This window comes from Microbispora sp. NPDC049633, assembly GCF_040675265.1.
Classification (GTDB): Bacteria; Actinomycetota; Actinomycetes; order Streptosporangiales; family Streptosporangiaceae; genus Microbispora; species Microbispora maris.
Map to the genome: position 1 here is coordinate 1 of NZ_JBFAOO010000068.1, position 10,658 is coordinate 10,658.

General features: G+C 70.6%; 13 protein-coding genes and 1 pseudogene. 12 read left to right on the plus strand and 2 right to left on the minus strand.

Annotated elements, in window-relative coordinates:
- Both AB0J39_RS19190 and ffh read left to right on the plus strand, forming a co-directional pair.
- The coding region (locus tag AB0J39_RS19190) for an ATP/GTP-binding protein (protein ID WP_363466329.1) at positions 1–321 on the plus strand (321 nt) is incomplete at its 5' end.
- Positions 322–446: 125 nt separating this feature from the next.
- The gene (gene ffh / locus AB0J39_RS19195; protein WP_363466331.1) at positions 447–1,994 is read left to right on the plus strand and encodes a signal recognition particle protein; all 1,548 of its coding nucleotides are present in this window, start codon (positions 447–449) and stop codon (positions 1,992–1,994) included.
- A 185-nt stretch (positions 1,995–2,179) separates the two neighbouring features.
- On the opposite strand, the gene AB0J39_RS19200 is transcribed toward ffh, so the two are convergent.
- Positions 2,180–2,857 (minus strand): DUF4232 domain-containing protein, encoded by a 678-nt coding sequence (locus AB0J39_RS19200; RefSeq protein ID WP_363466332.1) that lies wholly within the window; start codon positions 2,855–2,857, stop codon positions 2,180–2,182.
- A 266-nt stretch (positions 2,858–3,123) separates the two neighbouring features.
- On the opposite strand from AB0J39_RS19200, the gene rpsP reads away from it, so the two are divergent.
- The 10 genes and pseudogenes from rpsP (at position 3,124) to AB0J39_RS19250 (ending at position 9,689) form a co-directional block, all read left to right on the plus strand.
- Positions 3,124–3,579: a 30S ribosomal protein S16 gene (gene rpsP / locus AB0J39_RS19205; RefSeq protein WP_363466335.1), complete on the plus strand. Its 456-nt coding sequence runs from the start codon at positions 3,124–3,126 to the stop codon at positions 3,577–3,579.
- A 1-nt stretch (position 3,580) separates the two neighbouring features.
- Complete coding sequence (locus tag AB0J39_RS19210) at positions 3,581–3,823, plus strand: RNA-binding protein (protein WP_363466337.1); 243 nt, start codon at positions 3,581–3,583, stop codon at positions 3,821–3,823.
- Positions 3,824–3,976: 153 nt separating this feature from the next.
- Complete coding sequence (gene rimM, locus AB0J39_RS19215) at positions 3,977–4,495, plus strand: ribosome maturation factor RimM (protein ID WP_363466339.1); 519 nt, start codon at positions 3,977–3,979, stop codon at positions 4,493–4,495.
- A gap of 9 nt (positions 4,496–4,504) precedes the next feature.
- Positions 4,505–5,269, plus strand: a pseudogene (gene trmD / locus AB0J39_RS19220) (tRNA (guanosine(37)-N1)-methyltransferase TrmD); the annotation flags it as partial.
- Between the two features lie 335 nt (positions 5,270–5,604).
- Positions 5,605–5,970 (plus strand): 50S ribosomal protein L19, encoded by a 366-nt coding sequence (gene rplS / locus AB0J39_RS19225; protein ID WP_169981931.1) that lies wholly within the window; start codon positions 5,605–5,607, stop codon positions 5,968–5,970.
- Between the two features lie 108 nt (positions 5,971–6,078).
- Positions 6,079–6,930, plus strand: a complete 852-nt coding sequence (gene lepB / locus AB0J39_RS19230) for a signal peptidase I (RefSeq protein ID WP_363466341.1) — start codon at positions 6,079–6,081, stop codon at positions 6,928–6,930.
- 20 nt (positions 6,931–6,950) lie between these two features.
- The gene (gene lepB / locus AB0J39_RS19235; protein ID WP_363466343.1) at positions 6,951–7,655 is read left to right on the plus strand and encodes a signal peptidase I; all 705 of its coding nucleotides are present in this window, start codon (positions 6,951–6,953) and stop codon (positions 7,653–7,655) included.
- A 78-nt stretch (positions 7,656–7,733) separates the two neighbouring features.
- The gene (locus AB0J39_RS19240) at positions 7,734–8,459 is read left to right on the plus strand and encodes a ribonuclease HII (protein WP_363466345.1); all 726 of its coding nucleotides are present in this window, start codon (positions 7,734–7,736) and stop codon (positions 8,457–8,459) included.
- A gap of 54 nt (positions 8,460–8,513) precedes the next feature.
- Positions 8,514–8,837 (plus strand): DUF2469 domain-containing protein, encoded by a 324-nt coding sequence (locus AB0J39_RS19245; RefSeq protein WP_012888569.1) that lies wholly within the window; start codon positions 8,514–8,516, stop codon positions 8,835–8,837.
- Positions 8,838–8,909: 72 nt separating this feature from the next.
- On the plus strand, positions 8,910–9,689 hold the full coding sequence (locus AB0J39_RS19250; protein WP_363466347.1) for a M23 family metallopeptidase: 780 nt from the start codon (positions 8,910–8,912) through the stop codon (positions 9,687–9,689).
- A 12-nt stretch (positions 9,690–9,701) separates the two neighbouring features.
- Here AB0J39_RS19250 and AB0J39_RS19255 read toward each other — a convergent pair whose 3' ends face one another.
- Entirely contained in the window at positions 9,702–10,622 is a 921-nt protein-coding gene (locus tag AB0J39_RS19255) for a tyrosine recombinase XerC (protein ID WP_363466350.1), read from the minus strand.
- Positions 10,623–10,658: the final 36 nt, after the last annotated feature.

A 10,658-nucleotide genomic window follows, 5' to 3' on the forward strand; every position in this document is an offset into this window, starting at 1 on the left:
GGTCAGCATCGGTTCTGGTTCATGTGGGATGACCTGGTGCGGGGGGCGATCGGTGCGGTGGTGCTGGTCGACACCCGGCGGCTGGCCGACAGTTTTCCGGCGATCGACTACTTCGAGGAAGCCCGCCTGCCCTTCGTCGTCGGCGTCAACGGCTTCAACGGGGAGTACACCCACAGCGAGGACGAACTCCGCGACGCCCTGACGCTGTCGCCGCGCATCCCGATCATCCGCACCGACGCGCGTGATCGGGAATCGGTCAAGAGCACGCTGATCACACTCGTCGAGCACGCGCTGACGTCCCACGTGGGCGCGATCCGATGAGCGACGGCCCGGGACGCCGGAGGATCTCACCATCGCGGCGCGGGCGTGAAAGCCGTGCGGGCGGATAGTCTGGGGAGACTGACTGTCCACCGACCCGTCCACTCGCTTCGAGGCTGGCCAAACACGTGTTCGAGACGCTTTCCGACCGGCTGACTTCGGTCTTCTCCTCCCTACGGTCCAAAGGCAGGCTTTCCGACGCCGACATCGACGCGACCTGCCGCGAGATCCGCATCGCGCTGCTCGAGGCGGACGTCGCGCTGCCGGTCGTAAAGGACTTCGTGGCCCGGGTCAAGGAGCGGGCCCGCGGTGCCGAGGTCTCCCAGGCGCTGAATCCCGCGCAGCAGGTCGTGAAGATCGTCAACGACGAGCTCATCGAGGTGCTGGGCGGCGAGACGCGGCGGCTGCGCTACGCCAAGACCCCGCCGACCGTCATCATGCTGGCCGGTCTCCAGGGTTCGGGTAAGACGACCCTGGCCGGCAAGCTCGCCAAGTGGCTGCGCGACCAGGGACACGCCCCGCTGCTCGTGGCCTGCGACCTGCAGCGGCCCAACGCGGTGCAGCAGCTCGCCGTCATGGCCGAGCGGGCCGGGGTGGCGGTGTACGCCCCTGAGCCGGGCAACGGCGTCGGCGACCCGGTCGCGGTGGCCCGGCAGTCCGTGGACCACGCGCGCCGCCAGCAGCACGACGTGGTCATCGTCGACACCGCCGGACGCCTCGGCATCGACCAGGAGCTGATGCGGCAGGCCGCCGACATCCGCGATGCGGTCACCCCCGACGAGGTCCTGTTCGTCCTCGACGCCATGATCGGCCAGGACGCGGTCAGCACGGCCGGCGCGTTCATGGACGGCGTCGGCTTCGACGGCGTGGTGCTGACCAAGCTCGACGGCGACGCCCGCGGTGGCGCCGCCCTGTCGGTGCGGCACGTCACCGGCCGGCCGATCATGTTCGCCAGCACCGGCGAGAAGCTCGAGGACTTCGACGCCTTCCACCCCGACCGCATGGCGGGCCGGATCCTCGACATGGGTGACATCCTCACCCTGATCGAGCAGGCGCAGAAGACGTTCGACGAGCAGGAAGCCGCCAAGATGGCGGGCAAGCTCGTCTCCGGGGACGGCTTCACGCTGGAGGACTTCCTCGAGCAGATGATGATGGTCCGCCGCATGGGGCCCATCAAGAACCTGCTCGGCATGATGCCGGGCATGGGGCAGATGCGCGATCAGCTCAACCAGGTCGACGACCGCGACCTGGACCGCATCGCGGCGATCATCCGCTCGATGACGCCCGGCGAGCGCCAGGACCCGAAGATCATCAACGGCTCGCGACGGGCGCGCATCGCCAAGGGGTCGGGCGTCACGGTCACCGAGGTGAACAACCTGGTGGTCCGCTTCTTCGAGGCCCAGAAGATGATGAAGCGGGTGACCCAGGGCATGGGCATCCCGGGCATGCCCGGCGGGCGCAAGCAGAAGGCGCAGAAGCCCAAGAAGGGACGTCGCGTCAGCGGCGACCCGCGCAAGGCCGCGCTCGGCAAGTCCGGCGCGAACGCGTCGTCGCAGGACGCCCCGAAGCTGCCCAAGGGCCTGCTCGGCAACCTCGGCGGCGGCCAGCTGCCCCCCGGCCTGGAGCTGCCGCCCGGCTTCGACCCGTCGAAGCTGAAGCTGCCCGGCCAGAACTGACGGACCCCGGCAGCCGGACCCGCCCGCCGTTCCCGGCCGGCGGGTCCCGCGTCACCGCCGACCCGCGCGTAGCGCCTGCGCCAGGGCTCGCGCGGCGGTCGACAGAGGCTCGCGCGGCGATCGTCAGAGGCTCGCGCTGCCGGTCGGAGGCTCGCGGCTTCCGGTCAGAGGCCCGCGGCTTTCTGTCACAGGCTCGCGCCCGGGGCCATCGGCCTGGCGTCGATCCTGCCGTCGTCGCACACCGTGGCGGTGAACGGGACCTCCAGGTGCGCCACCTCGTCCGGCGGGATGATCATCAGCCGGGCCGAGGCGGGGCAGCGGGTCTCGTGCCCGCTCGGCACCACCGTCCAGTGGAGCCGGGCGTGCGCGCTGGCCCCGGGGCGCAGCGTGACCCGACGCGCGGTGACGTTCTCGCGGCGGGTGCGCGTCCGCAGCACGTCGCCGCGGCCGTCGATGAGGACGAGCCCGACGAAGCCGTACACCCAGCAGGTCTTCGCCGAGGTGTTGGTCAGCACCAGAGGCGCGTAGCGGTTGCCCGCCGCCGGGTCCTGCCGTCCCACCTTGGCCCGCAGGCCGGTCGTACGGCACCGCGCGGGGGCGGCGCCGGTGGTGCGTGCGGCCGCGCCGTACCGGACGGACGCCGCGCCCGCCGCGGTGGCCCGTCCCGCGTTCACGGCGGCGCCCGGTGCTTTCGGGGCGGTGTGCTGTGCCGTCCGTGGTGTCGTCTGTGCTGCCGGCCGGGGCGCCTGTACGACCGGGTGCGCGCCGGCCGCGGAGGGCACGGCGCTCGTCGTGCAGCCGGTGGCCAGCAGGGCGAGGGCCGCCGCCCCCGCCGCCAAGGTCCTGCTCGTGGTGACTCGCATGTCCAATAGGACGGCTCACCAGCGCGATCAGTTCGCATGCCCGTTCCGGAGACATGGGCACATCCGTGCCGAAACCAGGGCGGCGGTGGAACCGTCCTTGGCGGAGCATGGGGAATCATCTGGCAGAATGTCAGGCTGGAACATCGTGACCTGGTGGGTGCCCTCTCACCCCCGCCGGTCGCGCCTGTCCCTCGGGCGGGCTCCCATCGTGCCCCACTCGATGAGACACCGCTCACCCACGCTCTAATGCAGGAGAGACCACACCCGTGGCAGTCAAGATCAAGCTCAAGCGGCTCGGTATGATCCGCAACCCGCAGTACCGCATCGTCGTCGCCGACGCCCGGAACAAGCGGGACGGCCGTGCCATCGAGGAGATCGGCCTGTACCACCCGAAGGAGAACCCCTCGCGCATCGAGGTGAACTCCGAGCGGGTGCAGTACTGGCTGGGCGTCGGCGCGCAGCCGACCGACCCGGTTCTGAAGATCTTCAAGCTGACCGGCGACTGGCAGAAGTTCAAGGGCGAGCCCGCCCCCGCCACGCCGCTCCAGGTCGCCGAGCCCAAGCCCGACCGGCACGCCGCGTACGAGGCCGCCGCGAGGGAGTCGCTCTCGGGTGACACCGCCGCCGCCGCCACCACGCCGAAGAAGGCCAAGAAGACCGTGAAGGCCGAAGAGACCACCGAGGCCCCGGCCGCGGAGGAGAAGCCGGAAGGCGAGGCCTGAGGTGCTCGAGGAGGCCCTCGAGCACCTGGTCAAGGGCATCGTCGAGCATCCGGACGACGTCCGGGTCCGCGCGCGGCGCATCCGCACCGGGCGCGTTATCGAGGTCCGGGTTCATCCCGACGACCTCGGCAAGGTCATCGGCCGTGGCGGCCGTACGGCCAAGGCGTTGCGCACCGTCGTCAACGCGTTGTCGAACGGCAAGTACGTGCGGATCGACCTGGTCGACCTGGAAGAGGCGCGCTGAGCCGAACTGACGCGTCCGGGGGACCCCGCACCGGGGTCCCCCGGCGTGTTTTCCGGCTCAGGACCGGTCTCTTCCTGTGGTTCGCGGTAACAGACGGTTCGGGCCATGGGGTTCGAACCGTCGCGGAGAAGCGGTAGCGGAGGTAGGCGACAAGTGCAGCTAGTCGTGGGCAGGATCGGCCGCCCGCACGGCGTGCGGGGCGAGGTCACGGTCGAGGTGCGCACCGACGAGCCGGATCTGCGCTTCGCCCCCGGGGCGACGCTGGCCACCGACCCGGCCTCGGCCGGGCCGCTGACCGTGGAGCGGGCCCGGTGGCACAAGGAGATCCTGCTGCTGACCCTGGCCGGCGTGGAGGGCAGGGACGCCGCGGAGGCGCTGCGCGGCACGCTGCTCGTCGTGGACTCCGCGGACCTGCCGCCGATCGAGGACCCCGACGAGTTCCACGACCACGAACTCATCGGCCTCACGGTGGTCACCACCGAGGGGGAGCGGGTGGGCGAGGTCAGCGACGTCCTCCACCACGGACAGGACCTGCTCGTGGTGGCCCGTCCGTCCCGTGACGAGGCGTATGTCCCGTTCGTCAAGGCGCTCGTGCCCGAAGTCGACCTCGGCAAGGGAATCCTCGTCGTCGACGCACCGCCCGGCCTGCTCGACGCCGCCGAGGCGGAGTAGGGGCCGCACATGCGCGTCGACATCATCTCGATCTTCCCGGAGTACTTCGCCCCGCTCGACGTGTCCCTCATGGGCAAGGCCCGGGAGCGCGGCATCCTCGACATCCACCTCCACCAGCTCCGCGACTGGACGCACGACGTCCACAAGACCGTGGACGACACGCCGTATGGCGGGGGCCCCGGCATGGTGATGAAGCCGGAGGTCTGGGGTGAGGCACTCGACGCGGTGATCGAGAACGGGCGCGCCGCGTCCGGGGAGGACGCGCTGCCCCGGCTGATCGTGCCGACGCCGAGCGGCCGGCCGTTCACGCAGGAAGTGGCCCTGGAGTACGCCGGGGAGCCGTGGCTGCTGTTCGCCCCGGCCCGCTACGAGGGGATCGACTCCCGCGTCGTCGCCGAGTACGGCGAGCGTCTGCGCGCCGACGAGGTGAGCATCGGCGACTACGTGTTGGCCGGGGGAGAGGCGGCCGTGCTGGTGATGGTCGAGGCCGTGGGGAGGCTGCTGCCGGGGGTCCTCGGCAACGCGCGCTCCGTCGCCGACGACTCCTTCGCGCCGGGCGCCATGGCCAACCTGCTGGAAGGCCCCGTCTACACCAAGCCGCCCGTCTGGCGCAGGCACGAGGTGCCGGAGGTCCTGCTGTCGGGTCATCACGGCAGGATCGCCCGCTGGCGGCGCGACGAGGCGCTGCGGCGCACGCTGGCCAGGAGGCCGGAACTGGCCGCCCGGCTCGACCGGGACGGCCTCGACAAGCACGACCGGCGCGTCATCGAGGAGTTCGAGGAGCGCCGGGAAGAGCGCCGGGAAGAGCGCCGTGAAGAGCGCCGCGCGAAGTATGGCGAAGAGCGCTCTGAGGGCCGCCTTGAGGAGCGCCTTGAGGAGCGCCTTGAGGAGCGCCGTTCCGCCGCCCGATCCGGCACTGCGTTTCGCGCGGGGCCGGAAGGTATGGCAGACTGAATCGCTGCTGCCTACTTCGGCATGGCCGGGTGCGTCCCGGTCTGGACGCGGCAGACAAGACGTATCAAGCCAAGCACGCGTGTCCCCCTCGTCGCCGAGCCTCAGGCCCGGCCGGGTGGACCTCCGTGTGCTCATGTCAATGAGGAACCGACGCCATGCACACGCAGATCCAGGAGATCGAGAAGGCTGCCCTTCGCAGCGACGTACCGGCTTTCCGCCCGGGTGACACGCTGGAGGTCCACGTCCGCGTCGTCGAGGGCAACCGGTCCCGCATCCAGGTGTTCAAGGGCTTCGTCCTGCGCCGCCAGGGCGGTGGCATCCGTGAGACGTTCACGGTCCGCAAGGTCAGCTACGGCGTCGGCGTCGAGCGCACCTTCCCGGTTCACAGCCCCGTGATCGAGAAGATCAACGTGCTCACCCGCGGCGACGTCCGCCGGGCCAAGCTGTACTACATGCGTGACCTGCGCGGGAAGGCCGCCCGCATCCGCGAGAAGCGCGAGGCGCAGCCGGCCGGCAAGTAAGGCTTTGAAGATCGTGGTCCGTGCCCCAGGCGCGGGCCACTTTCTTTTTGCCGGTGATCCGGTGTCCCCGGCGCTCGCCGTCATGGACATCATCTAGGCTCAGCAGCGATGGCTAGCGAGGGACAGGGGCCGGGCACGCGCCGCCCTGCCGAGGACGGGGTGGACGTGGTCGCCGAAGACGTCAAGCAGAACGCCGAGGACGGGAAGAAAAAAGGCTCGTTCTGGCGGGAGTTGCCCGTTCTGATCGTGGTCGCCCTCGCCCTGGCCCTGCTGATCAAGTCTTTCGTGGTCCAGGCCTTCTACATCCCGTCCGAGTCGATGGAGAACACGCTCCTCATCAACGACCGCGTGCTGGTGAACAAGCTGGTCTACCACGTACGCGACATCGAGCGCGGTGACATCGTCGTGTTCTCCGGGGTGGACTCCTGGGACCCCGAGGTGAAGCTCGAGGAGCCGTCCAACCCCATCGCGGCCGGGCTGCGCTGGCTCGGCAACGCGTTCGGGGTCGTGCCGGGGGAGAAGGACTACATCAAGCGCGTGATCGGCGTGCCGGGCGACAAGGTCAAGTGCTGCGATAAGCAGGGCCGGGTCACGGTGAACGGCGTGCCGCTGGAGGAGAAGTCGTACCTGTATCCCGGGGACGAGCCGTCCGGGCGCGAGTTCGAGGTCACCGTCCCGCCGGACCGCCTGTGGGTGATGGGCGACCACCGCTCGGTCTCCTGGGACTCCCGCCTGCACATGGGTGACCCGGGTGGCGGCACCATCCCCGCCGACAAGGTGATCGGCCGTGCCTTCGTCATCGTCTGGCCGTTCGACCGGGCCAAGATCCTGCCGATTCCGGAGACGTTCGCTCAGCCGGCGCTCCAGGCGGCTCTCGGGGTGGCGCCGTTCGTCGCGGGCCTCGCGGGGGCCGTGCCGCTGGTGGCCCTGCGCAGGCGGCTGGCGAGGCGCAGGGCGTGACAGAGCGGGAGGAGACAGCCGTGGGAGAGGCCGACGAGAGCCGCTTAGGAACCGCGGGGCCTGCCGGGGCGGCGGACGGCGTCCCGGAGGATCCGGCGGAGCCGGCCGCGGGAGAAGGCGAGCGGGCCACCGGCGAGGAGAAGGGCCGGTCCGCCAAGAAGAAGGGCTCCGGCCTTCTGGAGACCCTCCTGTACGTCCTCGGCGGGGTCGTCGTCGCCCTGCTGGTCCACACCTTCCTGCTGCAGTCGTTCTTCATCCCGTCGGAGTCGATGCAGAACACGCTCCTGGTGGACGACTACGTGGTGGTCAACAAGCTGGCCTACAAGCTCGGCCCGGTGGAGCGCGGCGACATCGTGGTCTTCAAGGGCTGGGACGGCGAGGACACGATCAAACGGGTGATCGGCGTCGGTGGCGACCACGTGAAGTGCTGCGACGCCAAGCGCCGCATCACGGTGAACGGGACGCCGCTGGACGAGGAGAACAAGTACCTCTACCCAGGGGTCTATCCCTCCGGTCGCGAGTTCGACGTCAAGGTCCCGAAGGGCCGGTTGTGGCTGATGGGCGACCACCGGAACAACTCGGCGGACTCGCGCTCCAACATGGAGAACGGGTATCAGGGCACGGTCTCCGAGGACGACGTGATCGGCCGGGCGTTCCTGCGCTACTGGCCGCTGAACCGGATCTCGTTCCTGTCCCGGCCCGAGACTTTCTCCGCCGTACGCTGATCTCACCTGCGGCTTTGCCGCCGATAGCGGTTCCGGCCGTATCGCCGGTGCTGAATGGGGCGTAATCTGCTAGTCGTCATGACAGGTGTCTATCGCCCGCGCCCGAGTGTCGTACGACGGGACTCCGGACTTTACGGCTACGAGCGGGCCCTGGCCCGGCGGGGGTTCACGCCGGTCGCCGGGGTGGACGAGGCCGGGCGTGGCGCCTGCGCCGGGCCGCTGGTCGTCGCCGCGGTGGTGCTGGGGCGGGAGATCGACGGGCTGAGCGATTCCAAGCTCCTGACCGAGGCCGTCCGTGAACGCCTCTACGAGCGGATCACGGCGACCGCCCGGGCCGTGAACGTGGTCGTGATCCCTCCCGAGGAGATCGACGCGCGCGGCCTGCACAAGTGCAACATCGCGGGGATGCGGCGGGCCGTCGCCGGGCTGGGGCTCGTTCCCGGTTACGTCCTCGTGGACGGTTTCCCGGTGGCGGGGCTGCCCGCGCCGTCGCTGGCCGTGTGGAAGGGCGACCAGGTCGCCGCGTGCGTGGCGGCGGCCTCCATCGTGGCGAAGGTGACGAGGGACCGGCTGATGCACGGCCTCGACGAGATCTATCCGCAGTACGGCTTCGCCCTGCACAAGGGGTACGTGACTCCCGGCCACCGGCGGGCCCTGGCCCGGCACGGCCCGAGCCCCCACCATCGGTTCTCGTTCGTGACGGTGGCCAGGGTGACTCGTGGGACACGGATCCCGGCCGAGGGCCTGTGGACGGGGCAGGATGAGGACATGCGCGAGAATGAGGTCGGGGCCGGTGTCGTCTGAACGGGGCCGGTGCCCGCGGGGGATCTCGACGGGGCGTGGAAGAGGAGGACCGGGATGAGCGCGGAAGATCTCGAAAAGTACGAGACCGAGATGGAGCTGCAGCTCTACCGGGAGTATCGCGACGTGGTCGGCCTGTTCACTTACGTGGTCGAGACCGAGCGGCGCTTCTATCTCACCAACTCCGTCGATCTCGACGTCCGCACGGCCGAGAACGGCGACGTCTTCTTCGACGTGAAGATGCAGGACGCCTGGGTCTGGGATATGTACCGGCCTGCGCGATTCGTGAAGAACGTCCGGGTTGTGACCTTCAAGGACGTCAACGTCGAGGAACTGGCCAAGCCCGACCTCGAGATGCCCAAGGAGGGCTTCTCGAACTGACCATGCCCGGGGCCTGTCCACAGAACGGCGTTCGGTCGCTCTGTGCGGGCCTGCGGGGGCCATCGTCGTGGCATGCGTCTCGTCGTGTACGTGCTCGTGCTGTCCATGCTGACCGTGGCCCTCACGCGTCCCCGCGATGCCCTCGCGCCCGTCGCCGCTCCGGTCCTCATGGCGCCGTACACGGCCGTCGGGACGGCGAGGACGCCCGGGGCCGAGGAGGCCGCGCCGGCCCGGTCCCGTGGCACCACGCAGCCGACCGGGCGGGTGATGCGGGGCAGGGGGGCCTTGCCGGTCGCGAAGGTGATGCGGGGCGCGCGGGGCTTGCCGATAACGCGGGTGATGCGGGGCGCGTGGGGATTGCCGGTTACGCCCGGCGCGCCGGAGTGGAAGCCACCGCATGAGGTGCATGGGCCCCGATGGCGGTGGCCGCTTTCCGGGCTCGCACGCCCTATCAGGCGCTTCGATCCGCCCGCACAGCGGTGGCTGGCCGGTCACCGGGGTGTGGACCTGGCCGCACGGCCCGGGGAGCGGGTGGTGGCCGCAGGAGCGGGAACCGTCGGCCTGGCCGAGCGGGTCGCCGGCCGGGGGGTCGTGACGGTCATCCATCCCGGTGGCCTGCGCACCACCTACCTGCCGGTCCGCGCCCTGGTCCGGCCCGGCGAGGTCGTCGCGGCCGGTCAGGTCATCGGCGCCGTCGAGGAGGACGGCGCCGCTCACTGCGCCGCCTCCTGCCTGCACTGGGGACTGCTGCGCGGACGCCTCTACCTGGACCCGCTCCTGCTGTTCGGCCGGGGGCAGGTCCGCCTCCTGCCTCGGTGGCCGGTCAGCGGAGCCCGTCCGAGCCCGTGGTGAGGGAGGCGTTCGTCAGGCGCGGGGATGGGCCTGACGGTAGGCGGCCCGCAGCCGCTCGATGGACACGTGCGTGTAGATCTGCGTGGTGGCCAGGGACGCGTGCCCGAGCATCTCCTGCACGGATCGTAGGTCCGCCCCGCCTTCGAGCAGGTGCGTGGCGGCGGTGTGGCGCAGCCCGTGCGGGCCCATGTCGGGTGCCCCCTCGACCTGCGCCAGACGGGCGTGCACGACGCGTCTGACGGTGCCCTGGTCGATCCGGCCTCCCCGGACACCGAGGAAGAGCGCGGGGCCGCTCCCTTCGCGCACCCACAGGGGCCTGCCCCGCACGCACCAGGCGTCCAGGGCGTGCAGCGCGGGGAGCCCGAAGGGCACCGTCCGCTCCTTGCGTCCCTTCCCCAGCACGCGGACCGTACGGCGGTCCCGGTCCACGTCGTCGACGTCGAGGCCGCACAGCTCGCTCACCCGCACGCCGGTCGCGTACAGCAGCTCCAGCATCGCCCGATCGCGCAGGTCCCTGGGGTCACCGTCTCCCTGTGTGCCGAGGACGGCCTCGGCCTCCGTCTGGTCCAGCACCTTCGGCAGCCGGCGTTCGGCCTTCGCCGTGCCGAGGAGCAATCCGGGGTCACTCGCCAGCCACCCCCGCCGATGACAGAAAGCGGTGAAGACGCGGGCACAGGCGGAACGGCGGGCTAGCGTCGCCCTTGATCGCCCGGACTGGTGCTGGTCTCCCAGCCAGTCGCGCAGGACGGTCACATCGAGAGCGGACACGTTCTCGTGCCCGGCGGCCCTCATGTGCGCGATCAGCGAGGAGATGTCCCCCATATATGCCCTGGTCGTGTGTGGCGACAGGTCCCGTTCGAGCCGCAGATGCCGCTCGAACCGCTCCAGGACGGCGTCGAACTCCCCGTGCTCCTGCCCTTCGCCCGTTGTCACGGCGCGTCCTCCCCCCTCGCGTACCGCTCCGATCTT

Excerpts from the sequence above, each read along its gene's own strand:
- AB0J39_RS19200 (WP_363466332.1), bottom strand. The coding sequence starts at position 2,857 with ATGCGAGTCACCACGAGCAGGACCTTGGCGGCGGGGGCGGCGGCCCTC.
- rplS (WP_169981931.1), top strand. The coding sequence starts at position 5,605 with ATGCACACGCAGATCCAGGAGATCGAGAAGGCTGCCCTTCGCAGCGAC.
- lepB (WP_363466341.1), top strand. The coding sequence starts at position 6,079 with ATGGCTAGCGAGGGACAGGGGCCGGGCACGCGCCGCCCTGCCGAGGAC.
- AB0J39_RS19240 (WP_363466345.1), top strand. The coding sequence starts at position 7,734 with ATGACAGGTGTCTATCGCCCGCGCCCGAGTGTCGTACGACGGGACTCC.
- AB0J39_RS19245 (WP_012888569.1), top strand. The coding sequence starts at position 8,514 with ATGAGCGCGGAAGATCTCGAAAAGTACGAGACCGAGATGGAGCTGCAG.
- AB0J39_RS19250 (WP_363466347.1), top strand. The coding sequence starts at position 8,910 with ATGCGTCTCGTCGTGTACGTGCTCGTGCTGTCCATGCTGACCGTGGCC.